General features: G+C 46.5%; 20 protein-coding genes and 3 pseudogenes. 10 read left to right on the top strand and 13 right to left on the bottom strand.

Features of this window, described 5'->3' with window-relative positions; all coding sequences use genetic code 11:
• Positions 1–6: 6 nt before the first annotated feature.
• The 3 genes from BLO31_RS19120 to BLO31_RS19110 all read left to right on the top strand — a co-directional run bounded on the left by BLO31_RS19120 (position 7) and on the right by BLO31_RS19110 (position 2,795).
• Positions 7–735 (top strand): redoxin family protein, encoded by a 729-nt coding sequence (locus BLO31_RS19120; RefSeq protein ID WP_070970575.1) that lies wholly within the window; start codon positions 7–9, stop codon positions 733–735.
• A 124-nt stretch (positions 736–859) separates the two neighbouring features.
• Positions 860–2,317: a dihydrolipoyl dehydrogenase gene (locus tag BLO31_RS19115; protein ID WP_070970571.1), complete on the top strand. Its 1,458-nt coding sequence runs from the start codon at positions 860–862 to the stop codon at positions 2,315–2,317.
• Positions 2,318–2,522: 205 nt separating this feature from the next.
• Entirely contained in the window at positions 2,523–2,795 is a 273-nt protein-coding gene (locus tag BLO31_RS19110) for a DUF3624 domain-containing protein (protein ID WP_070970649.1), read from the top strand.
• A 257-nt stretch (positions 2,796–3,052) separates the two neighbouring features.
• Here BLO31_RS19110 and argH read toward each other — a convergent pair whose 3' ends face one another.
• The 4 genes from argH to argC form a co-directional block, all read right to left on the bottom strand.
• Positions 3,053–4,927: an argininosuccinate lyase gene (gene argH / locus BLO31_RS19105; RefSeq protein ID WP_070970568.1), complete on the bottom strand. Its 1,875-nt coding sequence runs from the start codon at positions 4,925–4,927 to the stop codon at positions 3,053–3,055.
• A gap of 100 nt (positions 4,928–5,027) precedes the next feature.
• Complete coding sequence (locus tag BLO31_RS19100) at positions 5,028–6,242, bottom strand: argininosuccinate synthase (RefSeq protein ID WP_070970565.1); 1,215 nt, start codon at positions 6,240–6,242, stop codon at positions 5,028–5,030.
• Between the two features lie 65 nt (positions 6,243–6,307).
• Positions 6,308–7,099, bottom strand: a complete 792-nt coding sequence (gene argB / locus BLO31_RS19095; RefSeq protein ID WP_070970563.1) for an acetylglutamate kinase — start codon at positions 7,097–7,099, stop codon at positions 6,308–6,310.
• 18 nt (positions 7,100–7,117) lie between these two features.
• Entirely contained in the window at positions 7,118–8,122 is a 1,005-nt protein-coding gene (gene argC / locus BLO31_RS19090; RefSeq protein WP_070970560.1) for an N-acetyl-gamma-glutamyl-phosphate reductase, read from the bottom strand.
• A 154-nt stretch (positions 8,123–8,276) separates the two neighbouring features.
• Here argC and argE point away from each other — a divergent pair, with 154 nt between their 5' ends.
• The 3 genes and pseudogenes from argE to BLO31_RS19075 all read left to right on the top strand — a co-directional run bounded on the left by argE (position 8,277) and on the right by BLO31_RS19075 (position 13,262).
• A complete protein-coding gene (argE, locus tag BLO31_RS19085) occupies positions 8,277–9,413 on the top strand; it encodes an acetylornithine deacetylase (RefSeq protein WP_070970558.1) in 1,137 nt (378 codons plus the stop codon).
• 240 nt (positions 9,414–9,653) lie between these two features.
• A pseudogene (ppc, locus tag BLO31_RS19080) lies at positions 9,654–12,286 on the top strand (phosphoenolpyruvate carboxylase).
• Between the two features lie 436 nt (positions 12,287–12,722).
• Positions 12,723–13,262 carry a PadR family transcriptional regulator gene (locus BLO31_RS19075; protein ID WP_070970555.1) on the top strand — a complete coding sequence of 180 codons (540 nt, stop codon included), beginning with the start codon at positions 12,723–12,725 and terminating at the stop codon, positions 13,260–13,262.
• A 57-nt stretch (positions 13,263–13,319) separates the two neighbouring features.
• On the opposite strand, the gene cysE is transcribed toward BLO31_RS19075, so the two are convergent.
• The 5 genes from cysE to epmA all read right to left on the bottom strand — a co-directional run bounded on the left by cysE (position 13,320) and on the right by epmA (position 17,641).
• Positions 13,320–14,141 (bottom strand): serine O-acetyltransferase, encoded by an 822-nt coding sequence (gene cysE, locus BLO31_RS19070; protein WP_070970552.1) that lies wholly within the window; start codon positions 14,139–14,141, stop codon positions 13,320–13,322.
• Between the two features lie 39 nt (positions 14,142–14,180).
• Positions 14,181–15,218 (bottom strand): NAD(P)H-dependent glycerol-3-phosphate dehydrogenase, encoded by a 1,038-nt coding sequence (gene gpsA, locus BLO31_RS19065; RefSeq protein ID WP_070970549.1) that lies wholly within the window; start codon positions 15,216–15,218, stop codon positions 14,181–14,183.
• Between the two features lie 175 nt (positions 15,219–15,393).
• The gene (secB, locus tag BLO31_RS19060; protein ID WP_070970546.1) at positions 15,394–15,861 is read right to left on the bottom strand and encodes a protein-export chaperone SecB; all 468 of its coding nucleotides are present in this window, start codon (positions 15,859–15,861) and stop codon (positions 15,394–15,396) included.
• 162 nt (positions 15,862–16,023) lie between these two features.
• Positions 16,024–16,458, bottom strand: coding sequence for a rhodanese-like domain-containing protein (locus BLO31_RS19055; RefSeq protein WP_070970544.1), 435 nt, complete (start codon positions 16,456–16,458; stop codon positions 16,024–16,026).
• A gap of 211 nt (positions 16,459–16,669) precedes the next feature.
• A complete protein-coding gene (gene epmA / locus BLO31_RS19050) occupies positions 16,670–17,641 on the bottom strand; it encodes an elongation factor P--(R)-beta-lysine ligase (RefSeq protein WP_070970541.1) in 972 nt (323 codons plus the stop codon).
• 401 nt (positions 17,642–18,042) lie between these two features.
• Here epmA and frdA point away from each other — a divergent pair.
• The 4 genes and pseudogenes from frdA (at position 18,043) to frdD (ending at position 21,418) form a co-directional block, all read left to right on the top strand.
• A pseudogene (gene frdA / locus BLO31_RS19045) lies at positions 18,043–19,879 on the top strand (fumarate reductase (quinol) flavoprotein subunit).
• Positions 19,879–20,637 (top strand): succinate dehydrogenase/fumarate reductase iron-sulfur subunit, encoded by a 759-nt coding sequence (locus BLO31_RS19040; protein WP_070970537.1) that lies wholly within the window; start codon positions 19,879–19,881, stop codon positions 20,635–20,637. Before frdA ends, BLO31_RS19040 begins: the two are co-directional and overlap by 1 nt.
• Before the next feature lies 1 nt (position 20,638).
• Positions 20,639–21,022, top strand: coding sequence for a fumarate reductase subunit FrdC (gene frdC / locus BLO31_RS19035; protein WP_070970533.1), 384 nt, complete (start codon positions 20,639–20,641; stop codon positions 21,020–21,022).
• Positions 21,023–21,034: 12 nt separating this feature from the next.
• Positions 21,035–21,418, top strand: coding sequence for a fumarate reductase subunit FrdD (frdD, locus tag BLO31_RS19030; RefSeq protein WP_070970530.1), 384 nt, complete (start codon positions 21,035–21,037; stop codon positions 21,416–21,418).
• Between the two features lie 86 nt (positions 21,419–21,504).
• Here frdD and hslU read toward each other — a convergent pair.
• The 4 genes and pseudogenes from hslU to cytR all read right to left on the bottom strand — a co-directional run bounded on the left by hslU (position 21,505) and on the right by cytR (position 25,209).
• Positions 21,505–22,835 (bottom strand): annotated as a pseudogene (gene hslU, locus BLO31_RS19025) (HslU--HslV peptidase ATPase subunit).
• Between the two features lie 38 nt (positions 22,836–22,873).
• On the bottom strand, positions 22,874–23,416 hold the full coding sequence (hslV, locus tag BLO31_RS19020) for an ATP-dependent protease subunit HslV (RefSeq protein ID WP_070970526.1): 543 nt from the start codon (positions 23,414–23,416) through the stop codon (positions 22,874–22,876).
• Positions 23,417–23,556: 140 nt separating this feature from the next.
• The gene (gene ftsN, locus BLO31_RS19015; RefSeq protein WP_070970523.1) at positions 23,557–24,093 is read right to left on the bottom strand and encodes a cell division protein FtsN; all 537 of its coding nucleotides are present in this window, start codon (positions 24,091–24,093) and stop codon (positions 23,557–23,559) included.
• 108 nt (positions 24,094–24,201) lie between these two features.
• Positions 24,202–25,209, bottom strand: coding sequence for a DNA-binding transcriptional regulator CytR (gene cytR / locus BLO31_RS19010; protein ID WP_070970646.1), 1,008 nt, complete (start codon positions 25,207–25,209; stop codon positions 24,202–24,204).
• Positions 25,210–25,252: the final 43 nt, after the last annotated feature.

The following is a 25,252-nucleotide window of genomic DNA, read 5'->3' as shown; positions in this document are numbered from 1 at the left end:
TCCATTATGTTTGCATCGAAAGAAGGTCAAAACGTACCACAAGTTACTTTCCCAACTCGCCAAGGCGATGCATGGGTAAACGTAACCACCGACGAGCTGTTCAAAGACAAAACCGTTATTGTCTTTAGCTTGCCGGGTGCATTTACCCCAACTTGCTCTTCAAGCCACCTGCCTCGCTACAACGAGCTTTTCCCAGTGTTTAAAGAGCACGGCGTAGATGAAATCTTATGTGTATCGGTCAACGACACTTTTGTAATGAATGCGTGGAAAAACGACCAAGAGGCGGAAAACATTACCTTTATTCCTGACGGCAATGGTGAGTTTACCGAAGGCATGGGTATGTTAGTGGAGAAAAACGACCTAGGTTTTGGCAAGCGTTCTTGGCGCTACTCCATGCTGGTTAAAAATGGCGTGGTAGAGAAAATGTTTATCGAACCAAATGAGCCAGGTGACCCGTTCAAGGTATCGGATGCAGACACTATGCTTAAACATGTCGCACCTGACTACAAGACACAAGAATCCATCACGGTATTCACAAAACCTGGCTGTCCATTCTGCGCCAAGGCGAAACAAAATTTGATTGATAAAGGTCTTCAGTATGAAGAAGTGATTTTAGGTAAAGATGCAACGACAGTAAGCCTGCGCGCCATCACCGGACGCACTACAGTTCCTCAAGTATTCATCGGCGGCAAACACATCGGTGGCAGTGAAGAACTAGAATCCTTCCTAGGTTAGAACGGCTTAGATCAGTAATCGGGGCCCCTACTTAGTCTCTGGGCAGGGGTCCCTTTATTATTATCAAAGAGTTATCAATTCTTGATGCTGGTGACTACCAGCGCCAATACAGTGAGAATAAATAATGAAACAGTTGAATGTTGATGTGGCCATTATTGGTGGTGGAACAGCAGGGTTAGGTGCTTACCGAGCCGCAAAAGCACATACCTCTGAAGTAGTAATGATCGAAGGTGGTCCATTCGGCACAACATGTGCGCGTGTGGGTTGCATGCCCTCTAAACTGCTTATTGCCGCTGCTGAGAGTGTCCACCAAATCGAAAAAGCGCCGGGCTTTGGCGTTCACCCTCAAGGTGAAATCGTGATTAATGGCCGTGAAGTCATGGATCGTGTAAAACGCGAGCGCGACAGGTTTGTGGGTTTTGTTCTTGAAGGCGTTGATGAAATACCAGCTGAAGACAAACTAATAGGCTATGCCAAGTTCTTAGATGACCATACTCTGCAAGTTGACGACCACACTCGCGTCCACGCAAAGCGAGTTGTAATTGCAACGGGGTCTCGCCCTGCTTATCCAGTGGTTTGGAATGAGCTGGGTGATCGCCTAGTGATCAATGACGACGTTTTTGATTGGAGTGATCTTCCAGAAGCGGTTGCTGTTTTTGGCCCAGGAGTTATCGGACTCGAACTCGGTCAAGCGCTACACCGATTAGGTGTAAAAGTTAAGTTGTTTGGACTTGGTGGACAAGTCGGTCCGCTCACCGATCCAGAAGTCATGGCCTATGCAGATAAAGCCTTCAAAGAAGAGTTTTACTTAGACGCAGACGTCAAAGTGGAAAGCATGAAGCGTATTGAAGGCCAAGATAAAGTTGAAGTTCAGTTTATTAACCACGACGGACAACTAGAAAGCTTTGTGGTTGATTATGTACTCGCTGCAACAGGCCGCCGTCCAAATGTCGACAAACTAGATATCGAAAAGACCTCGGTAAATCTAGATGAAAGAGGTGTGCCAGTAGCGGACCACTACACTTTGCAAACCTCTGCAGACAACATTTTTATCGCTGGTGATGCGAGCAACCAGATCCCATTGCTTCACGAAGCTGCGGATCAGGGTAGAATCGCAGGAGATAACGCAGGGCGATATCCAGGCATTCGCGCAGGCCTTCGCCGCAGCGCTATTTCGGCCGTATTCTCCGATCCTCAAATCGCAATGGTGGGTGAAACTTATCGTCAGCTAGAACAGCGCTTGGGAAATTGTGGCTGTTTTGCCACCGGTGAGGTTTCTTTTGAAAACCAAGGACGCTCACGTGTGATGTTGCGCAATAAGGGGATTCTACATGTATATGGTGAACAAGGTACTGGACGCTTCCTCGGTGCCGAATTGATCGGCCCCAATGCAGAACACCTTGCACACTTGCTCGCTTGGGCACACCAAAACAAAATGACGGTGTCTGAAATGTTAGATATGCCTTTCTATCATCCCGTGATCGAAGAGGGTGTGAGAACCGCACTACGCGACCTAAACGCAAAACTTCACTTAGGCCCAGAAATGATCAAACACTGCCTAGATTGCGGTCCGGGGTGCTAGCGATAAAGCGTCTTCACGTTCTGCGCTGCTTTCGCCTTGGATAGCTTATTCTATCCAGCAACCAAGTTCTAAAAATCGGGATTAAGTAAAGCGACAGACAATGGGCTGTCGCTTTTTTAGTTGGGTTTTGGCTTTGGCAAACCGCATTCGTATTTACACTTGGATCCACCCGCATATAATGTTGTCAGGATCAAAGGAGATCAAAATGCGAAGCCAAGACTGTCGACAAGGCTGTGAAGAAAACTGGTTCTGGCGCAAGATAGGACGCTGCCAGCGCTGTATGGATCAGCTCACTGTTTTATCGGTGGCTTGCTGGGTCGTGTGGTTTATCTGGTTTCAAGAGGATCCTACCAGTATCGAATCTATCGCCCTGATAGTTGGTGGTTTCTTATTTAACGGATTGCTCTTTCTTCATCTTTGGATGAAGTTTGTGATCCTTCCTTGGCGAGCTCGCCACAACGGCCAATCGGGCAAATAACAGCTATGGCTTTCCCTGCTGTAACCATCACTTCAACCAGCCGTTAACTTAGCCCTGCTACACCGTAAAAATGTTTTAAAAAAACAACAGATACAAAAAAGCCCCAAAACCAAATCCGGTTTGGGGCTCTCTTAGATTCTTCTAAGAAAAAGCAGTGGTATTAATAGGACCTAAGCTCTTTCCAGAAGTTCCAAATTTTTTCGATCTTTTTTGATCATTTCTTCAACATAAACCTAAGCTATTGAATAGATAGAAAATTAAGCAACATTAGTTTTTGTTAAAAGTTGCTCATCAAGATTAATTTGCAGCGCAACTTCATCACAAGCGTGAATTCGAGGACACTGATCGCAATCTTTTAGCACTTTTTCAGGCAATAGAGATTTCGACGTTGGCAAGAAATCTTGCTTCATAAAGAACTCCGGAGTGCGGGTCAATACAAAAACGTTCTTAATCGCCATCTGTTTCGCTTTATCGATAAGGTGCTTCACTAACGCGGTACCTTGTCCTTGCCCTTGCCAGCCTGCTTCCACACCGAGTGAACGTATCTCTGCCAAACCGGAATCGTAGACATAAAGAGAAGCACAACCCGTCACTTCGCCATTGTTCTCAGCGATGGCAAACGAACCAATATCTCTCACTAACTCATTGCGCGAACGCGGCAAATTATCACCTAAACTCGCCCAATAGGTCACCATTCCTTCTAACGCCTCGATATCCGTTAAACGCGCAGGGCGCACTTTAACCGTTGAAGTATTTCTCTGCGCTAAGCGATTGCTAGCTTCTTCAACCGCAAATGCTACTTGATTTGGAGAAACGCCACCAAGGGCACTTCGTTTTTCTAAACAAGATTCAATGGTGAGAATGTCATACACATCTTGCTCGATCACTGGAGAAAACGCTTTGAGTTCTCCAATGGATAACTCTTCTAAAGCACACCCTTTTTCAATTGCACCTACAACCGCTACACCAACAATATGGTGAGCTTCGCGGAACGGAATGTTCTTAGCAACAAGGTAGTCAGCCAGTTCAGTCGCGTTAGCATAACCCTGTTTTGCCGCTTCAAGTGTACGCTCACCGTTTACTTTAATACCGTCAAAGCAGAGGGCCGCCATCTCCATACAGTCATTCCATGTATCAAGCGCGTCAAACAAACCTTCTTTGTCTTCCTGCATATCTTTGTTGTACGCAAGAGGCAAAGCTTTTACTGTCATCATCATGCCAGCCATAGAACCGTAAACACGACCCGTTTTACCACGAATCAGTTCTAGCGCATCTGGGTTTTTCTTCTGAGGCATTAGTGAAGAACCAGAAGTTACGGTATCCGCCAGTTCGATGAAGTTTGATTCACCTGAGTTGTAGAAAATCATGTCTTCTGCCAGACGCGACAAGTGAAGCATAGAAATCGATGCCACTGACATCAGTTCCATCACGTGGTCGCGATCAGAAACAGAGTCTAGCGAGTTGCGAGTTGCGCTGTGAAAACCTAAATTGTGCGCTAGTTTTTCACGGTCAATCGGATAAGCCGTACCCGCAAGCGCACCCGAACCCAGTGGACAAGTATCTAAACGAGTAATAGCGTCGTTCAAACGCGAGTAGTCACGCTCAAACATTTCAACATAAGCCAAACACCAGTGAGCAAACGTAACAGGCTGTGCACGTTGTAAGTGGGTATAACCCGGAAGTACCGTTGCTTGATGTTCTGCCGCAACGGAAACCATTTGCGATTGAAGACGGTCAAGGGCAATCAAAAGCTGCTGACCTTGCTGACGACACCATAGCTTGAGATCGGTCGCCACTTGATCGTTACGCGAGCGGCCCGTGTGAAGCTTTTTGCCTAAATCGCCCACTTTACCAATCAGTTGTTGCTCTACCCACGAGTGAATATCTTCCGCATCCGAGTGCAATATCTGATGAGGATCTTCCATCACTTGCAGCTTGATTTCATTCAAAGCTAACTCAAGTTTCTGTTGCTCTTCTTCACTGATTACATCAACAGATAAAAGAGCTTTTGACCATGCAATAGAGCCAACGATATCTTGTTCAGCCAATCGGTAATCAAAGCGCAATGAGTCATTAAAGTCTTTAAATCTGGTGTCTGCTGCTTGGGTAAATCTTCCGCCCCATAATGCCATCGCGTTTCTCCTGCTTACTCGATTCGGCTGCCTGCCGTTTGCTTCTGTACAATGAAGGATCGCACTAGCGATCCTTCAGTTTTGCTTTTTACTTTTGGTTTTATTTCTTAGCTTCGTTTAGTGCTCTAATTCTGCTCGATAGCGAGTAGAGACGGATAAAGCCACCAGCATGGCTGTGATCATAAACGTCGTCTTCGCCAAATGTTGCGAACTCTTCAGAGTAAAGACTGTTTTGCGAACGCTTTTGAGTAACGGTTGCTTGGCCTTTGTATAGCTTAACAACCACTTCGCCGTTGACGTCTTGTGCCAGTTCGTCAGCAGCTGCCATGATGGATTTACACAGTGGTGTGAACCAACGACCATCGTATACAAGATGCGACGCTTTTACACCCAGTTCTTCACGGAACTCATAAGAAGTTTTATCCAGTACAAGCTGCTCTACCGCGCGAAGTGCCTCCATCATAATAGTGCCACCCGGAGTTTCGTAGCAACCACGAGACTTCATACCTACAAGGCGGTTTTCTACGATGTCGATACGGCCAACACCGTGCTTAGAGCCCTTCTCATTTAGGTAAACAAGCGCGTTATAAGGCGTCATTTGCTCGCCATCAACACTAACAATTTCACCTTTTTCTACTTTAAGTGTTACGTACTCCGCTTCATTTGGTGCCTGCTCTGGATCGACCGTCCATACCCAGCAGTCTTCATTTGGCGCGTTCCACGTATCTTCTAAAACACCACCTTCCGTAGAGATGTGCCATGCGTTTGCATCGCGAGAGTAGATTTTAGTTAGCGACGCTGAACATGGGATATTGCGCTCTGCTAGGTAATCAAGACACTCTTCACGGCTGACCAGATCCCATTCACGCCAAGGAGCAATAACATGTAGATCCGGTGCTAGTGCAGCGAACGCACCTTCAAAACGCACCTGATCGTTACCTTTACCTGTACAGCCGTGGCACAAAGCATCCGCGCCAACTTTACGCGCGACTTCTACTTGTGCTTTAGCAATGATTGGGCGAGCCATAGAAGTACCTAGGAGGTACTTGCCTTCGTAATAAGCACCCGTTTTTAGCGTTGGGAAGATGTAGTCCGCGACCATCTCTTCTTTCAGATCAACCACGTAACACTCAGAGGCACCAGACGCTTTCGCTTTTTCTTCAATGCCCTCTAGTTCTTCTTCGCCCTGACCGACATCGGCGACAAATGCCACAACTTCACAGTCGTAGTTCTCTTTAAGCCACGGGATGATAACCGACGTATCCAGACCGCCAGAGTATGCGACAACCACTTTGTTTACTTGTACTTTGCTCATTTTACTTTCTCCATAAACCGAATCTGAGTTTGGCGGTCAGCCTCGGTGTTAAACTGTTTTCTATTTTATTGAGGTAAAAATTGGGTGCCGATGCTCTTGCCCGCAAAAAGCTCTGCTAGCTTTTCAGGGTAGCGCCATGTGGCAACTTCAATTGGTCGACCCAAATCATCAGCGGCTTCCAGTGCGGCGTGTACCTTAACAATCATGCCGTCAGTGATGACTTTACCTTCGATTAATTTTTCTGCTTCGTTCTTATCGAGTGAGCTCAGTAGGTGGCCTTTGCCATCCAATACTCCGCTTACATCTGATAGAAGAACCAGCTCAGCGTCCAATGCACCTGCCACTGCTACTGCAGCTTGGTCTGCGTTAACGTTCATCAATTGCCCTTGGTCTGTAAGACCGATTGAGCTAATAATTGGCAGTGCACCTTGCTCTAAAATGGCTTGCAGTACTTGCGAATCACCTGGTGTCGCTTTACCTACAGCGCCGAGTTCTGGGTTGAGTTCTTCAACTTTACAAAGCCCGCCATCAGCGAGGCTCAGTCCAACGGCGTTCAAACCATCTTTGATTGCTTGTCCTTGCAGGAGCTTATTGGCCGTACCTGCTAGGGCTCCGGCAATCACCGGAATTTGGTCATATGGCGTCACTCGCAAGCCGTCTTTTTTTACCGTCTCTAAAGCGAGTTTGCCCATTAGATCGTCCACTAGATAACCTCCACCATGGACGATCACAATTCGTCGCTTCGCTTGATCCTGATAGGCAGCAATGGCACCAAATACTTGGCTAAGGGTCTCTGCGCTTTCTAAAGCAGCACCACCTAATTTGATCACTAATGGGTTTTGTTTGTTATCCGTCATAATTTCCCTTTTGACTGCTTACAGCAGTGCCGTTAACTCGGAAAAACCGTAGTGGATGTTTAAACATTGCATCGCCTGAGACGACGCGCCTTTTAATAAGTTATCAATGGCTGAGACAACAACAATGTGCTCGCCCTGAACCTTCCAGCCAATATCGCAGAAAGGTGTAAATTCAACGTTTTGGATGCGTGGCAACTCGTCACCTGTCAAACGAACCGCTGGCGTATTTTGATATGCATTTTGGAACGCTTTAGCAATCTGCTCTTCGGTTGTATTCGCTGCCAGCTTCATGGTAATCGTAGCCAAAATACCGCGTTTAAAGTTGCCCAAATGAGGATTAAAAATCACTTCGCAACCTAAGTGGCTTGCAATCTCTGGCTGATGACGATGAGCGAAAATGTTATAGGCCTGTAGGCTAACTTCGCAGAAACTATTGGTCAGCGTCGCTTTGCGTCCTGCACCGGAAACGCCGCTGGTCGCATTGATTACTGGCCATTGGCTGGTGTCGAGAAGGCCCGATTCAACCAGTGGTTTGATCGCCAGTTGAGAAGCAGTTGGGTAGCAACCTGGTACGGCAACAAGCTGAGCACCTTTGATCGCTTCTTGGTTCCATTCCGCCAAACCATATGCAGAATTATCCAACAATCCTACATATTTATGCTTAAAGCCGTAGTACTTTTTGTAAAACCCGTTTTGCTTCACTCTAAAAGCGCCAGACAAATCAAAGACCTGACAGCCTTTATCTAGAAAGCTTTGCGCGAGGTCGTGGCTAACTTCATGAGCCGTTGCCAAAAAGATAACATCGCTCTCTTTGGCGACAGCATCAACATCGACAAGTGGGCTAATTTCCATCTCCACTTGACCGACCAGTTTTGGATATAGACTTGAAATGCTTTTTCCAGCATCAACGCTATTGGCGGAAACATATAAACCTGATAGCTTGAGCTCAGGATGTTTGGTGACCATAACGGCCAACTCAGCGCCTGTGTATCCGGTAGCTCCAATAATGGTGGTTTTTAGCATTTCTTAACATCCCAGTTGAAGGTAAAAACTTACACTTTAAAATGACTACAAATTTAAAAAATTAAGCCTTAATCGACTTTTTATTCATAATAAATGATTTAATATGTGTTTTACCTTTTTGCTCTTTTCATGTCAACAGGGAAAGTGAATATAAATGCAATTACCAAGTTTTAAAGAGGTCTATAGCGGCCTTATTTCCACCTCTTCAATCAGCTCTACCGATCCGAGCTGGGATGAAGGCAATAGCAAAGTGATTGAAAAATTAGCGACTTGGCTAAAAGATATCGGCTTTGAAGTTGAAGTGACCGAAGTAGAGCCGGGCAAACACAACTTAATTGCCAAAAAAGGGCAAGGAGAAGGCGGTCTGCTTCTCGCCGGTCACAGTGATACCGTTCCGTTTGACGAAGGTCGTTGGAACTTTGACCCTCACGCATTAACGGAAGCCAATAATCGCTTCTACGGTTTGGGTACAGCTGATATGAAAGGTTTCTTTGCCTTTATTATTGAAGCGGTAAAATCCATCGATTGGAGTAAGCAGACAAAACCGCTGTATGTTCTCGCCACTTGTGATGAAGAGACCACCATGTTGGGTGCGCGACACTTTACCGATTGCGCTCCTATTCAACCTGATTACTGTATTATTGGTGAACCCACGAGCCTAGTCCCTATTCGAGGACACAAAGGACACGTCGCTAATGCAGTGAGGGTCACGGGTAAATCTGGACACTCTTCCGATCCTGCGTTGGGTGTTAATGCTATCGAGATTATGCACGAAGTGCTTTATTCTCTGATGCAGCTAAGGGATAAGCTGATTAAAGAGTATCATCACCCTGGCTTTGCAATACCCAGCCCTACACTAAACTTGGGCCATATTCACGGCGGTGACAGTGCAAACCGAATATGTGGCTGCTGCGAGCTTCATTACGATGTCAGGCCACTTCCGGGTATTAGCTTAGACGGTTTAAACAATATGTTGACCGACGCGCTAAAAGAGGTCTCAGCTAAATGGCCAGATAGAATCTCTATCACGCCGCTTCACGAGCCGATTCCCGGTTATGAATGTGATCACCAACATCACTTTGTACAAGGCATGGAAGGCATATGTGAAATGCCAACTGAAACCGTTAACTATTGTACCGAAGCGCCTTTCTTGCAACAGCTTTGCCCAACCTTAGTACTGGGGCCGGGATCGATTGATCAAGCGCACCAACCGGATGAGTTCTTAGCGTTTGATTTTATCGACCCAACCATCAAGGTATTGTCAAAAGCCATCTACAAATACTGTTTTTAACAAGTAAAATGCACTTATTCGCTTTTTTTTAATCTTTGCCGATAAGTGCATTGCTAAACCCCTTGCTGTAATTAACTTTCAGCATTTGTCACAAATTCGTGTAACCAACATTCGTTACATTCAATTGCATAATTTTTGCAATCTAATCTTGCTAAATTTGACTCGCAGCAATACTTTTCGCTAGATTGTCTACTTAAATAAAGAACATTGGATGTAATTTTTTTACAAGGCAGGATATCAATGAACGAAAAATACTCTGCGCTACGTAGCAACGTGAGCATGTTAGGACATTTGCTCGGAAACACCATTAGGGACGCACATGGTGACGTGATTTTGGAGAAAGTGGAAACCATCCGCAAACTCTCCAAGTCTGCGCGCGGTGGTAGTCAAGCAGATAGGGACGCCTTAATCGAAGAGATTAAAAACCTGCCTAATGAGCAACTAACACCTGTTGCGCGTGCGTTTAATCAGTTTCTTAACCTGACCAACATGGCAGAGCAGTACCACACTATCTCTCGCCATTGTGAAGAGCACGTATGTGAGCCAGACGCAATTAACTCTCTTTTCTCTAAGCTTAGCCAGCAAGACGTCAGTAAACTCGACACGGCAGAAGCGATCCGAGATCTTAACATCGAGCTTGTGTTAACAGCGCACCCGACTGAGATTACTCGTCGTACCATGATCAACAAACTGGTCAAAATCAATGAGTGCCTGTCAAAGCTTGAGCTGACCGATCTTTCACCAAAAGAGAGACACAAAACTGAGCTACGCCTAGAGCAGTTGATTGCTCAGAGCTGGCACTCAGACGTGATCCGCAAACAGCGACCAACACCACTAGACGAAGCCAAATGGGGCTTTGCCGTAGTAGAGAACTCTTTGTGGGAAGCGGTACCAGACTTCCTTCGCGAACTCGACGAACGACTAACCAGCTATCTTGGCGAAGGTCTACCGATTGACGCGCGCCCAGTTCACTTCTCATCATGGATGGGTGGTGACCGCGACGGCAATCCATTTGTCACCCATACGATTACTCGCGAAGTTCTGCTGCTATCCCGCTGGAAGGCCGCAGACCTATATCTAAATGACATCAACGAGCTGATCAGTGAACTCTCTATGACTAAGTGCAACGACCAAGTTCGCGCCTTAGCCGGAGATGATCAACACGAACCTTACCGCGCGGTTTTAAAAGCTTGCGCAAGCTTCTCGGAGATACCCGAGACATCTTGGATGCCAAGATCAATGGCCAGAAGATGGCAATCAAAGCGCCATTGCAACGCGTAGAGCAACTGTGGGAACCTCTGTACGCGATTTACCAATCTCTTCACGAGACAGGTATGGGCGTTATCGCAGACGGCTCTCTGCTTGATACATTGCGCCGCGTTCGCGCTTTTGGTGTACATCTCGTTCGTTTGGATATCCGTCAAGAAAGTACTCGCCACTCAGATGTACTGTCAGAGCTGACTCGTTACCTTGGCATCGGCGACTACGACCACTGGAGTGAACAAGACAAAGTTGCATTCCTAACCAACGAACTCGCCTCGAAACGTCCGCTACTTCCGCTCGATTGGGAACCATCGGAGCCGGTTAAAGAAGTCCTAGATACCTGTAAGATCATCGCGGCACAGTCTAAAGAAGCCTTCGGTGCGTACGTTATCTCTATGGCGCGAACGGCTTCGGATGTGCTCGCCGTTCACTTACTGCTTCAAGAAGCGGGCTGCCCTTACCGCATGGACGTGTGTCCTTTGTTTGAAACACTTGACGACTTGAACAATGCCGAGTCGGTTATCAAGCAGTTGATGGATATCGACCTTTACCGCGGCTTTATCCAAAATCACCAAATGGTGATGATCGGCTATTCCGACTCAGCGAAAGATGCGGGTGTAATGGCTGCAGGCTGGGCTCAGTACGATGCGATGGACGCACTAGTGAAAGTGGCCGAAGAAGAAGGCATCGAACTGACACTGTTCCACGGCCGTGGTGGTACCATAGGTCGCGGTGGTGCACCTGCACATGCTGCGCTGCTATCTCAGCCACCTAAGAGTTTAAAAGGCGGCCTTCGCGTTACCGAACAAGGTGAAATGATCCGCTTTAAACTTGGTCTACCCGATGTCGCGGTTAACAGCTTTAACCTATACGCTAGTGCGATCTTAGAAGCGAACCTACTGCCGCCACCAGAGCCGAAACAAGAGTGGCGCGATCTGATGGATGTACTGTCAGAAGTGAGTTGTGAATCCTACCGTAGTGTTGTTCGCGGCGAAGCGGACTTTGTTCCTTATTTCCGTCAGGCAACACCTGAACTTGAACTAGGCAAACTACCGTTGGGCTCTCGTCCAGCGAAGCGCAACCCAAATGGCGGTGTGGAAAGTCTGCGTGCGATTCCTTGGATCTTCTCTTGGAGCCAAAACCGCCTTGTTCTTCCAGCTTGGCTCGGTGCTGGTGAAGCGATCCAATACTCGATCGATAAAGGGCATCAAGCTCTGTTGGAAGAGATGTGCCGCGAATGGCCATTCTTCTCTACGCGTTTGGGTATGTTGGAGATGGTTTACTCTAAGTGTAATATCGAGATTTCTCGTTACTACGACGAACGCTTAGCTCAGCCTGAACTGGTTAAGCTAGGAGACCGTTTGAGAGATCAGTTGCAAAAAGACATCAAGGCTGTATTGAATGTTGAAAACAATGAAAACTTGATGCAAAGCGACCCTTGGGGCCTCGAATCAATTCGCTTGCGCAATATCTATGTCGAACCATTGAACATGCTTCAAGCGGAGCTGCTATACCGAACTCGTCAGTTAGAAGAGAGTGATGCTGAACTCGAAGAAGCGCTAATGGTCACTATCGCCGGTATTGCGGCTGGTATGCGAAATACCGGTTAACGCAAGTACCACTTAAACAAAGGCCGATGGATTCCATCGGCCTTTTTGTTTACCTTTTAAACACGTTTTTACATAGGGCAACACAAAATATTCAACACATTCTTCTTTATTAGGTATAATTAGAACCATCAACAAGGAATATTCATCTCAAGAACATTCCTATTGAGATTTTTGTCAGTTTTTAGGGTAATTTTGTCCATCTATTCCACTTTATGCTTATTATTTAGATATACTACTGCTCTTTTGCGATAAACAATAAAACCAAAATAATCGCAAAGGGTTAACAACCCAACCTACCTAGGTGATAAACGGCTTTTAAGGTGACATGGCCAACGCAGTTTAGTTGGCACGGCTTAACTCCACTAAGCAGAGTGCACAAAGCACCACAGAGAGTTAAGTATACGTTTGTAGTTTATTGACCATTTGGATTGAAGACATGTCATTACCACACGTTATCCTAACCGTTCTAAGTACACGAGATGCAACCGGGTACGATATTACGAAAGAGTTCTCCTCGACTATCGGTTACTTCTGGAAAGCAAGCCACCAACAAGTTTACCGTGAGCTAAACAAACTGGCCCAAGGCGGATACGTAACTTGCGTTCTAGAGCCTCAAGAAGGTAAACCAGATCGCAAGGTTTACTCCATCACTGATGCAGGGCGTTCTGCACTAGGTGAGTGGTTTGAGCAACCGACTGCGCACCCAACAGTTCGCGACGAGTTTTCTGCAAAGCTAATGGCTTGCAGTGTTCAAGCATCTCACGCCTACCGCGATCAACTCGCTGAGTTAGTAGAAGAGTCGCGCAAGCTAGTCGCACACTACCAAGACATTGAAAACGCTTACTACGCCAACACGGCGACCCTTGATAAGCAGCAACGTTTGGAGCGTCTAACTCTGCGTCGCAATCTACTGACTAGACAAGCGTGGATTGTTTGGGCGGATGAAGTACTAGCGGAGCTAGAAGCGCTGGGATAAACAAAAAGCGGTCTTTCAGACCGCTTTTTTGATGTTCTCTGCAGTGTGCGGAGTTGGTTAAATACCATCTCCGCCTATAAAACTTTGTGAGCGGCCGTTAAACTGCTGGTCCATTTCTAGGGATGGTTTATCAGTCTTAGGGCGTCCGACAATTTTAGCCGGTACACCTGCTACTGTGGTGTGAGCGGGTACCGCCTGCAACACGACAGAACACGAACCAATCTTCGCACCTTCTCCAACCTCGATATTGCCTAAAATCTTGGCTCCAGCGCCAATCATCACGCCTTCGCGAATTTTAGGGTGTCGGTCACCACACTCTTTACCTGTCCCCCCTAGGGTTACATCCTGCAAAATCGATACGTCATTTTCTACAATGGCGGTTTCACCAATAACGATACCTGTTGCATGGTCGAGCATGATGCCATGACCCACCTTGGCCGCAGGATGAATATCAACCTGACAAGCGACAGAAATCTGATTCTGTAGATAAGTTGCTAGCGCTCTCCTACCTTGCTTCCAAAGCCAGTTCGCCACTCGATAACCTTGCAGGGCGTGGTATCCCTTTAAGTACAATAGTGGCATAGAGTACATCGCTACAGCAGGATCTCGGTTGACGGTTGCACAAATATCACAAGCCGCCGCGGAAGTGATACTGGGATCCGCATCAAACGCTTCTTCTACCACTTCTCGAACCGCCATTGCTGGCATAGAAGCCGTGTTCAGCTTATTGGCTAAAATGTAGCTCAGTGCCGCGGCCAAGCTGTCGTGTTTAATTATGGTGGCGTGGTAAAAACTCGCAAGCATAGGCTCTTGTTCCGTCGCTTCCCGCGCTTCTTTCACTATGGCTTGCCACACCTTCTGTTTTTCACAATGTTTCATCAGTTAATCCTTTACGACAGCTCCAAGCTCGGCTTGGTGTTACTTCCCTTCTGCTTTTTTATCGCGTGCCAGCAGATCTTGCGCTGCCAGTCTTGCATCTTTTCCTTGATACAATACTTGATAGATTTGTTCAACTATTGGCATCTCAACACCGTGCCTTTGAGACAATAACCATACTTCTTTGGTGTTTCGATAGCCTTCTACTACTTGGCCTATCTCAGTTTGGGCCGTATCGACGTCTTTGCCTTCACCTAAAGCCAAGCCAAATCGACGGTTTCGAGACTGATTGTCGGTGCAGGTCAGGACGAGATCACCTAGGCCAGCCATACCCATAAAAGTTTCAGGCTCTGCCCCAATAGCGATACCCAATCGGGTCATTTCAGCCAAACCACGCGTAATCAAAGCGGTACGAGCGTTGGCACCAAAACCAATACCGTCAGACATGCCTGCGCCAATTGCGATCACGTTCTTCACTGCTCCGCCTAATTGCATTCCGGTAAAGTCGCTATTGGCATAAACGCGGAACGTTTTACTACAGTGGATTTTTTCTTGTAGTTCTTCTACAAACTGATCATCCGGAGAGGCCACTGAAATCGCGGTAGGCAGCCCAGCCGCCAACTCTTTTGCAAAGGTAGGGCCAGAGAGTACCGCTAGCGGATATTGTTCCCCTAGTGTTTCGTGAGCCACTTCTTTTAATAGTCGGCCGGTTTCTGGTTCAAGCCCTTTAGTCGCCCAACAAATTCGACTGTCGTCGCGCAAGTGTGGTTTCAAGCTCGACAAAACAATGCCAAATACATGGCTAGGTACCACAACCAACAAATCACGACTGGCGGACACGGCCTTAGAGAGGTCATCTTCTACGATGAGTGAAGGTGGAAAATCAATCCCAGGCAGGAACTCATGGTTGGCTCGATCTTTTTCTAGTCGGGCCATATGATCCGCTTCATGCCCCCAAATCACTACATTAGCGCCATTGCGGGCCAGTGAAATTGCCAATGATGTGCCATATGAACCGGCGCCTATCACCGTCATTGAAATTTCTTTGCCGTATACATCATTGTTACGTATATCTGTCATCTCGATGCCTGTTAACTTGTTGGTATGATTTGGGTAAACACCAGCACTCTTCTCAGAGGTTACTTTTAATCTAGCTTACTTTGTCTCAGGTGCATTTAAACAAAAAATGCACAACTCATCAAAAGATGCTTTGTGCATTTTATAAATGGACTAAACCTTATAATAAAGCGTTGGCTTACGCTTCAGGTTGACCTTCCTGCTCAGCTTGTTGCTGTAGGTAGTTCATAAATAGTGCATCGAAGTTTACTGGCGCTAGGTTTAGTTGAGGGAAAGTACCCTTAACGACTAGGCTAGAAATCGTTTCACGTGCGTATGGGAATAGGATGTTTGGACAGAATGCACCTAGGCAATGTGCAAGCTGACCTGCTTCCATTTTCTCAGCAGTGAAAATACCGCCTTGCTGAACTTCACATAGGAAAGCCGTTTCTTCTTCGTTTTTCACGGTTACGGTTAGGCGTAGAACCACTTCGTAAACACCTTCGCCTAGTTCACGGCTTTGAGTGTCTAGATCCAGCTTAACATCTGGGTTCCACTCTTTTTGGAACATAGTTGGTGAGTTTGGCGCTTCAAAAGAAACGTCTTTTAGAAAAATACGTTGAATCGCAAAGTTTTGTTGCGCGTCTTGTGGTGCTGCTTCAGCCATTGTTGAATCCTTAATTCCTTCAAAAATTTCTAGTCTGCGTTGAGACTAACTGAGAGAAGCGTCTGTGACTAAATCCTACGAAAAAATCGTGCGGCCGTTCACATCTCTCTCCGTTAAGCGCTGACAAAGTGTTCAGCGCTTGTCGTCATTGGGTGATAGCGATTACTTTTTGCCACGTACAAGCGGCATGTTTGCTTCACTCCATGCAACCAGACCATTTTTCAGCATGTGGACTTTTTCAAATCCTGCTTTAGCCAACAAGTTGGCGCTTTCTTGTGCCGTCTGACCGGTCTTGCATACCACAATGATTGGGTCTGCTTTGCGGTTTTCAAGGCTGCCGAAGTTACCTGCTTTGATTTCTGAAGGCAAAATGTGAACTGCATCCGTAATGTGACCCTTGCGGTACTCATCTTTAGAACGAATATCAACCACAACACCATTTTCATGGTTCATAAGCTGGGTAACTTGGTTAGCTGTGATTTCTTTGTATGCCGACGTCGCAGACTTAACAACGTTCATAATCAAAGCGACAAACAGACCGATCCACACCAAAGATAGGATCATATTTTGTTGAATAAAGTCGATGTACTCTTGCATATCCTGTGCTCTTGCAATCTCGGGGATAAAATTCAGACATGGAGTATAGCGAGGATGGTGGGCAGAAGCGAGTTATGAAAAGTAAGAAGTGCGACCTCAGGTGTTTCAGAGTGAAACCGCACGGTATTTTTAGCGATTTAATTGGTTAGATGCTTTTCCAATCGGGAAAATGACCAACCTCTAGAAAGGTTTATCCCACTTGGAAGCCGTATTACGCTCTCGGAAAAGCGAATGCCGTGACTTGATCGATATGGTCACAACCTAACGCCAACATGATCAGCCGATCAATGCCAAGTGCAACGCCGGCACACGATGGTAGCCCAGCGTCTAACGCCTCAATTAAGTTCATATCTATAGGTTGTGGCTTAAGGCCCATTTTACTGCGCATTGCATTGTCTTGTTCAAAGCGTTTTAGCTGTTCTTTAGCGTCATCTAACTCGTGGAAACCATTCGCGAGCTCTATCCCTTTAAAATAGACTTCAAAGCGATCGGCAACTCTTGGGTCGTCAGCGTTAATTTTGGCTAATGCCGCTTGCGAAGCGGGAAAATCGTATACAAATGCGGGGGCGTCATTGCCAATTTTTGGTTCCACACCGATGCTAAACAGCAGTTGTAGTAGTGTGTCGCGGTCTTGCTCTTTTTCAGCGATGTCTTGCAAACCTAACTCGCCTGCGACTTTTTTCAATGCTTCCATTGAGGCGTCGAGCGGACAAACAGACAAGACGTCAATAAACGCTTGCTGATACGTCATTCTCTTTGCCGATTGGCAATCCAGTATTTGTTGCAGCAGTTCATCCATTTCATCCATCAGCTTGTGGTGATCAAAACCGACTCGGTACCACTCTAACATCGTAAACTCAGGGTTGTGATACCGACCACTCTCTTCATTGCGAAAGGCTTTATTGATTTGATAGATACAACCACTGCCTGCTGCCAACAGACGCTTCATATGAAACTCTGGGCTTGTCATAAAGTAGAGTCTCTGCCCATTGGCATACCCTGGACCAACAAACTCGGTATTGAAAGTGTGCAAGTGTATATCGGTCACGGTGGCATGACTCATGGCGGGAGTATCCACCTCTAACACCCCTTTGCTTGCAAAAAACTGACGAACCTTGGCGAGGATGTGAGCTCGTTGCTTAAGCCGTTCAATACTTGCGCTTGGAAACCACTGGGCGGTCATAATTTAAATCCCGTTTCTTTTACTGTCGGCTGAAAATATCAGTTAGCGCTGAAAATGCAACATTACGGGTTCTAGCACGCCACCTTGTAGCTCACTACTAGCGAGCTTCAATACAGTAAACATTGGCTAATAGTGGCTTTTATTGATAACGAAAATTGTTTACAACAAGCAATTAACAAGACCCTCAATACGGCCGCGCAGGGATTCTATCCTCTGCCGTGATTAAAATCACAATAAGCATAAAATTTATGCCTTTTGATGCATTATCGAGTAAAAAACCTAAACACATCAATATCTCTCTAATTTCCCTCTTCTAAACTAACCCTACTACTTTTGGGGTTTTCCCCAATCATTACAACAAGCGGAGCTCTCCGCAAATAACAACACACTGGAGGATAACTGTGAAAACTATCACCACAGATATCGCAGTCATCGGCGCTGGCGGCGCTGGTCTTCGAACTGCTATTGCAGCGGCTGAAGCAAACCCTGAACTGGAAGTTGCTCTAATTTCCAAAGTTTATCCGATGCGTTCTCATACGGTCGCAGCAGAAGGTGGCTCAGCAGCAGTTATCAAGGATGAAGACAGCTAGATAACCACTTTAACGACACTGTCGGCGGTGGCGATTGGCTATGTGAACAGGACGTTGTCGAGTATTTTGTCGCAAATGCTACCCGTGAAATGATTCAAATGGAGCAATGGGGTTGCCCATGGAGTCGAAAAGAAAACGGAGAAGTGAACGTTCGCCGTTTTGGCGGCATGAAGGTCGAACGCACTTGGTTTGCTGCCGATAAAACTGGCTTCCACATGCTTCATACTCTGTTCCAAACCTCGATGAAATATGAGCAAATCAAACGTTTTGATGAGTATTTTGTCGTCGACCTGCTGGTTGTAGACGGTGAGGTTCAAGGCCTTATTGCTATTCACATGTCAGAAGGCGAGCTTGTTACTATCAAAGCGAAATCGGTTGTCCTTGCCACTGGTGGCGCTGGACGCGTTTATCACTGTAATACCAATGGCGGTATTGTGACTGGTGATGGTATGGCTATGGCTTATCGTCACGGTATACCACTTCGCGATATGGAATTTGTTCAGTACCACCTACGGGTTTACCGGGCACGGGTATTTTAATGACTGAAGGGTGTCGTGGTGAAGGCGGTATCATCGTCAATAAAAATGGCTACCGCTATCTGCAAGACTACGGCATGGGCCCTGAAACTCCAGTTGGCGAACCCAAAAACAAATATATGGAGCTCGGTCCCCGCGATAAGGTTTCTCAAGCGTTCTGGCATGAACAGCAAAAAGGCAACACCATTAAACACCCTCTTGGTGATGTGGTTCACCTCGACCTCCGTCATCTGGGTGAGGAGTACTTACAAGAGCGTCTGCCGTTTATCTGTGAACTCTCTAAAGCCTACGTTAACGTAGACCCAGCTAAGGAGCCGATCCCCATTCGTCCAACGGTCCATTACACCATGGGTGGTATTGAGACCGACAAAGATTGTGAGACTCGAATCAAAGGGCTCTTTGCCGTCGGTGAGTGCGCATCTGTAGGTTTACATGGCGCTAACCGTTTGGGTTCTAACTCTCTTGCTGAATTTGTCGTCTTTGGCCGCGTTGCCGGTGAGAACGCCGTTCAGCGCGTCAGTGAGTTTAAAGGTTGGAATGATGACGCCATCTCAGTACAGGTCAAAGCGGTAGAAGATCGAATCGCGGCGTTAATGGCACAAGAAGGCGATGAAAATTGGGCTGATATTCGCACTGAAATGGGTCACACCATGGAAGCGGGTTGTGGTATCTATCGTCAGCAAGACCTGATGGAAGAGACCATCAAGAAGCTCACTGAGCTCAAAGCGCGCTACAAAAAAATCAGTATCAAGGATAAGGGCAAGGTGTTTAACACCGATCTGCTATATGCCATTGAAGTGGGCTACGGTTTAGAAGTCGCAGAGGCTATGGTGCATTCTGCCGTCCTTCGCACTGAATCTCGCGGTGCCCATCAGCGTTTAGATGATGGCTGTACGGAGCGTGATGATGCCAACTTCCTTAAACACTCACTGGCCTTCTATCAAGAAGACCAATCTCCTCGTGTTGACTACAGCGATGTGACTATCACTAAGTCGCAACCTAAAGCTCGTCTATACGGGGAAGCTGCGGAAAAAGCAGCGGCTGAAGAAAAAGCGGCAGCTGAGAAAGCGCAAGCCAAGCAAAGTGAGTCTAACCAAGAGGAGCAAGCATAATGTCAGCAAACCGCATTCAAAGAGTCGACATTCTGCGTTACGACCCTGAAAAAGACGCAGAACCTTATACGCAGACTTTCGAAGTCCCATACGATGAAACCATGTCTGTCCTTGATGCTATCGGTTATATCAAAGACAACTTAGATAAAGACCTGTCTTATCGCTGGTCTTGTCGAATGGCGATTTGTGGCTCCTGTGGCATCATGGTAAATGGCGTACCTAAGCTGGCGTGTAAATGCTTCTTACGCGACTATCAAGATGGCGTAAAAATCGAGCCACTGGCTAACTTCCCTATTGAGAAAGACTTGATTGTGGATATGACGCCATTTATCGAAAGGTTGGAAGCGATCAAGCCTTACATCATTGGCAATGACAGAAAACCTGAAGATGGTACAAACCTACAAACTCCGGAGCAGATGGCGAAATACAAACAGTTCGCTGGCTGTATCAACTGCGGCCTGTGCTATGCCGCTTGCCCTCAATTTGGCCTAAACCCTGAGTTTATCGGCCCAGCAGCACTCACCCTTGCCCATCGCTATAACTTGGATTCAAGGGATAACGGTGCCGCAGAGCGCATGAAGCTTATCAACGGTGAAAACGGCGCATGGGGTTGTACCTTTGTCGGTTACTGTTCTGAGGTGTGTCCGAAAAATGTTGACCCTGCTGGCGCAGTAAACCAAGGCAAAGTCGTGTCGTCTATGGACTTTGTTATCGCTATGCTTAAGCCCGATGGCAAACCAGTAGAACAGGAGGCATAAGATGAGCAACCGTAAACCTTATGTAAGACCAGTGACTCGTACTTGGTGGAAAGATCACCCTTTCTACCGTTTCTATATGCTTCGCGAAGCAACGGTATTACCTCTTATTTTGTTCACTCTGTTTCTGACAGTTGGGTTGGGGGCACTAGTGAAAGGGCCTGAAGCTTGGCAAGGATGGCTAGACTTTATGGCTAATCCTATTGTAGTGGCGATCAATATTGTTGCACTGGCGGGAAGTCTGTTTCACGCTCAGACTTTCTTTAGCATGATGCCGCAAGTTATGCCGATCCGATTAAAGGGCAAACTCGTCGACAAAAAGCTGATTGTGTTAACCCAGTGGGCAGCCGTGGCGGTTATTTCACTGATTGTACTCATCATTGTGTAGGAGGATAGCGTTGTGAATACAAACTACAGCATTGATAAAAATCCAAAACGCTCTGATGAACCTGTGTGGTGGAGCCTATTTGGTGCAGGTGGCACTTGGTTTGCCATGATCACCCCTGTAACCGTTTTGGTTCTTGGCATTTTAGTACCGCTCGGCATTATTGACGCCGAAGCCTTAAGCTATGAGCGCGTCACTGCATTTGCTTCTAGCATAATCGGAGCGCTATTTATCATTGGCACTTTAGCCCTGCCAATGTGGCACGCTATGCACCGCCTACATCACGGGATGCACGATTTAAAAATCCATGCCGGGGTGTTAGGAAAAATTGGCTGCTATGCGTTTGCCGGTTTAATTTCTGCTCTGGCGGTCGTCTTCACGCTAATGATTTGGTTGTAATTACTCGGCTGAATCTAAGCGCAGTCCGCGCAGGAATATAAAAACGAAAAAGCCGACTTCAAGTCGGCTTTTTGTTGGGTTAAGAATTACAGAATAAAACGGCTGAGATCTTCATCTTCTACAAACTCGCCTAATCGCTGATTAACGTACTCTGCATCGATGGTGAGTTTTGAACCTGATTTATCTGTCGCGTCAAATGAAATCTCGTCCATAAGTCTTTCCATTACGGTGTGCAGACGACGAGCACCGATATTCTCAGTGGTTTCATTGACCGTCCATGCGGCATTAGCAATTTGCTCAATGCCATCTTCTGTAAACTCAACATCCACTTCTTCTGTTTTGAGCAGTGCTGTGTACTGTTCGGTCAGAGACGCTTTAGGCTCTGTCAAGATACGCTTAAAGTCATCACTCGATAGGCTTCTAACTCAACGCGAATCGGCAAGCGACCTTGAAGCTCTGGGATCAAATCAGATGGTTTTGCCACCTGGAACGCACCTGACGCCACAAATAAAATATGGTCTGTTTTTACCATTCCGTGCTTAGTCGATACTGTACTGCCTTCAATTAATGGCAATAGATCTCGCTGAACACCTTCACGGGAGACATCAGGACCTGAGCTTTCTCCGCGCTTACAGATTTTATCTATCTCATCGATAAACACGATACCGTTGTTCTCTACGTTGTAGATCGCTTGCTCTTTTAGCTCTTCTTGATTGACCAGCTTCGCCGCTTCTTCTTCCGTTAACGCTTTAAAGGCATCTTTGATTTTCATCTTGCGCTTTTTCTTGGTATCCCCTGCCAAGTTGGCAAACATACCCTGTAGCTGATTGGTCATCTCTTCCATACCTGGAGGTGCCATGATCTCAACGCCCATTTGTGGCGCGGCTACATCAATTTCGATCTCTTTGTCGTCTAGCTTGCCTTCGCGTAGCTTCTTGCGGAAGATCTGACGAGTATTAGACTGCTCTTCGTTTTGCTCACTTTGGCCCCACGCGTCACGCGCAGGTGGGAGCAATGCATCGAGCACGCGTTCTTCTGCCTGCTCTTCAGCTCTGAACTTAACCTTGTCCATCGCCTGTTGGTGTGTCATTTTCACTGCGACATCTGTTAGATCTCGAATGATGGTTTCAACTTCCTTACCCACGTAACCTACTTCGGTAAATTTCGTAGCTTCAACCTTGATAAAAGGCGCATTCGCCAACTTTGCTAAACGACGAGCAATTTCGGTTTTACCAACACCAGTTGGTCCTATCATAAGAATGTTTTTTGGCGTTACTTCAACGCGCAAGCTCTCTTCGAGCTGCATACGACGCCAGCGGTTGCGAAGGGCAATAGCAACCGAGCGTTTCGCTTTATCTTGACCGATAATATGACGATTTAATTCATGTACAATTTCGCGAGGGGTCATCTCAGACATATTTCAATACCTTATAATTCTTTGCCACTACCAGAGTTTTATTTTTCAGATTCTTCTGAATACTCTAACTCTTCGACAGTATGGTGATGGTTGGTAAACACACAGATGTCGCCAGCGATTTTTAGAGATTTTTCAGCGATTTCTCGGGCATCTAAATCGGTATTTTCCAATAGCGCTGTCGCGGCTGCTTGAGCAAAATTACCACCTGAACCAATGGCAATAAGATCGTTTTCTGGTTGTACAACGTCGCCGTTACCAGTGATGATCAGAGAAGCCGTTTCATCGGCAACCGCAAGCAGAGCCTCTAACTTGCGCAAAGCGCGATCACTACGCCAATCTTTAGCTAGCTCTACCGCCGCTTTCGTCAAGTGACCTTGATGCATTTGAAGCTTGCTTTCAAAGCGTTCAAAAAGAGTAAATGCATCCGCTGTACCACCAGCAAATCCCGCCAATACTTTATTGTTATACAGACGGCGTACTTTGCGAGCATTTCCCTTCATAACGGTGTTACCCAAAGATACTTGTCCGTCACCGGCAATAATCACTTTATTGTTACGACGTACAGATACGATAGTAGTCACAGGTAGGGCCTCTCAATTTTATTCTCTGTGGAGTTAGTTTTGATATATGGGTCTAAAAAATGATTTTCAAGGTTTCCACTGTGAGCGAGGTAACGTCTAGAAAGGAATAAGCCCCGTATTACGGGGCTTATCGTTATATTTTACTGGGAAGACTTCCAAATCGCACAAGGCTCAATTTTGGCTCTTTGCAGTTTGTGACGGTCGCGTTCAGCATCGCGCTTAAACTTGTATGGACCTAGTACCACACGATACCAACTACTACCCTCTTTTTTGCGGATTTTACTATTGATACCTTGGAACGCGATATCTAATTTTCTCGCTTCCGCCTGCTCTTGGGTTTTATAGGCTCCACATTGCATTATGTATGGAACTTCGGAAACTTCGAGTTCTTTCGCCTTTACCTTAATTTCTTTGTTTGGTAGAGATTCGACGTATTCCCAAGGCTCATCCGGAGGCTTTGGCAAATCGGCTTTTGGCTTAGATTTCGGTTTGGGCTTTGGCTGAACGACAGGTGTCGGCGGCTCTGGATCCATGCTCAAGGTATACAAACCATAGCCAAATGCTCCTACAAGAAGAATAGCTATCAGGCCGCTTCGCCACGGTTTTCTTTTACGAGCAGGTTTTTTAGCCGTTTTATTTGTGCCACGGCCCCGCCTTACATAATCTTTATTTGCCACTTCAGTACATCAGTTCTAAACAAAATGGATTTCATGGTAATGCAGATTTACATTGGATGACAGTACAGAGTTGGAAGCGATGCAACAATTTACATCGCTTCCACCATTTTAGTTCACTCTCGGTGGCGCTGCGCTCTCTCGAACAACCAAATTGGTTTCTAGTAGACGTGAACCCGCTCTTACCTCGTGTCCGCGAAGTAACTCAAGCATCATCAACATTGCTTGGCGGCCTATCTCATATCTAGGTTGTGAAATTGTCGTCAACGGTGGATCGCAGTACTGAGCAAATTGAATATCATCGAAACCAACAATCGGCAAATCTTGTGGTACGCGAAGACCGCGGCGTTTCGCTTCTTGAATAGCACCAATCGCCATAACATCGTTGTGGCAGAACACTGCGGTTGGCGGTTCTGGCAGAGCTAACAATGCCTGCAGTGCTTTGGCACCGGCTTCAAAAGTGAAGTTTCCTGACACACTGTATTCTGGTGTTTGACTGATACCAGCACGGCGCAGAGCCTGTTGGTAGCCTTGATGACGGAACTGGCACAGCACTGCAGTCTCTGGGCCCGCAATCTGTGCAACGCGTTTGTGACCAAGTTGAGTTAGATAGTTCACCGCTTCAAATGCTGAAGTGAGGTTATCGATATGAACCGTTGGCAACTCAAGTTCTGGTGCGAACTCACACGCCATTACCATTGGCGGTAAGTTCTTTTGTTCTGGTTTACTCACATCAAACGGAAGATCTGTGCCTAACAACAACATACCATCTGCTTGTTTTGTAAAGACCAAATTCACAAACGAGCTTTCGCGTTTCTTTTGCTGACCACTGTCGCCAAGCAAAACAATGTAACCGTGTTCCATCGCCGCATCTTCAATACCTCTGATAATCTCAGTAAAGTACGGATCACAGATATCCGGTACGATTGCAATGATGGTTTTTGATTCATTCCTGCGCAAATTACGTGCTAGTGAATTTGGAGAATAGCCAGCTTCTAGTACCGCATCTTCAACTCTTTTCCTTGTCGCCGAAGACACTTTCTCTGGGTTCATTAACGCCCGTGAAACCGTCGCCGTCGATACCCCTGCAAGCTGGGCAACATCCTTCATTGTCGCCATAAAGATTAAACCCTCTTCATTTCCTTGGTAGCCATTTGCCACC

It is taken from the genome of Vibrio sonorensis (assembly GCF_001854765.1).
Classification (GTDB): domain Bacteria; phylum Pseudomonadota; class Gammaproteobacteria; order Enterobacterales; family Vibrionaceae; genus Vibrio; species Vibrio sonorensis.
This window is presented reverse-complemented; position numbering and strand designations above follow the sequence as displayed.

Coding starts and splice junctions, on each gene's coding strand:
- gpsA (WP_070970549.1), bottom strand. CDS start 15,218: ATGACAGATATACGTAACAATGATGTATACGGCAAAGAAATTTCAATG.
- cytR (WP_070970646.1), bottom strand. CDS start 25,209: ATGGCGACAATGAAGGATGTTGCCCAGCTTGCAGGGGTATCGACGGCG.
- BLO31_RS19115 (WP_070970571.1), top strand. CDS start 860: ATGAAACAGTTGAATGTTGATGTGGCCATTATTGGTGGTGGAACAGCA.
- BLO31_RS19040 (WP_070970537.1), top strand. CDS start 19,879: ATGTCAGCAAACCGCATTCAAAGAGTCGACATTCTGCGTTACGACCCT.
- argC (WP_070970560.1), bottom strand. CDS start 8,122: ATGCTAAAAACCACCATTATTGGAGCTACCGGATACACAGGCGCTGAG.
- BLO31_RS19075 (WP_070970555.1), top strand. CDS start 12,723: ATGTCATTACCACACGTTATCCTAACCGTTCTAAGTACACGAGATGCA.
- argE (WP_070970558.1), top strand. CDS start 8,277: ATGCAATTACCAAGTTTTAAAGAGGTCTATAGCGGCCTTATTTCCACC.
- frdC (WP_070970533.1), top strand. CDS start 20,639: ATGAGCAACCGTAAACCTTATGTAAGACCAGTGACTCGTACTTGGTGG.
- BLO31_RS19120 (WP_070970575.1), top strand. CDS start 7: ATGTTTGCATCGAAAGAAGGTCAAAACGTACCACAAGTTACTTTCCCA.
- BLO31_RS19055 (WP_070970544.1), bottom strand. CDS start 16,458: ATGCAAGAGTACATCGACTTTATTCAACAAAATATGATCCTATCTTTG.
- BLO31_RS19100 (WP_070970565.1), bottom strand. CDS start 6,242: ATGAGCAAAGTACAAGTAAACAAAGTGGTTGTCGCATACTCTGGCGGT.
- cysE (WP_070970552.1), bottom strand. CDS start 14,141: ATGAAACATTGTGAAAAACAGAAGGTGTGGCAAGCCATAGTGAAAGAA.
- BLO31_RS19110 (WP_070970649.1), top strand. CDS start 2,523: ATGCGAAGCCAAGACTGTCGACAAGGCTGTGAAGAAAACTGGTTCTGG.
- epmA (WP_070970541.1), bottom strand. CDS start 17,641: ATGACCGCCCAGTGGTTTCCAAGCGCAAGTATTGAACGGCTTAAGCAA.
- argH (WP_070970568.1), bottom strand. CDS start 4,927: ATGGCATTATGGGGCGGAAGATTTACCCAAGCAGCAGACACCAGATTT.
- secB (WP_070970546.1), bottom strand. CDS start 15,861: ATGGCTGAAGCAGCACCACAAGACGCGCAACAAAACTTTGCGATTCAA.
- argB (WP_070970563.1), bottom strand. CDS start 7,099: ATGACGGATAACAAACAAAACCCATTAGTGATCAAATTAGGTGGTGCT.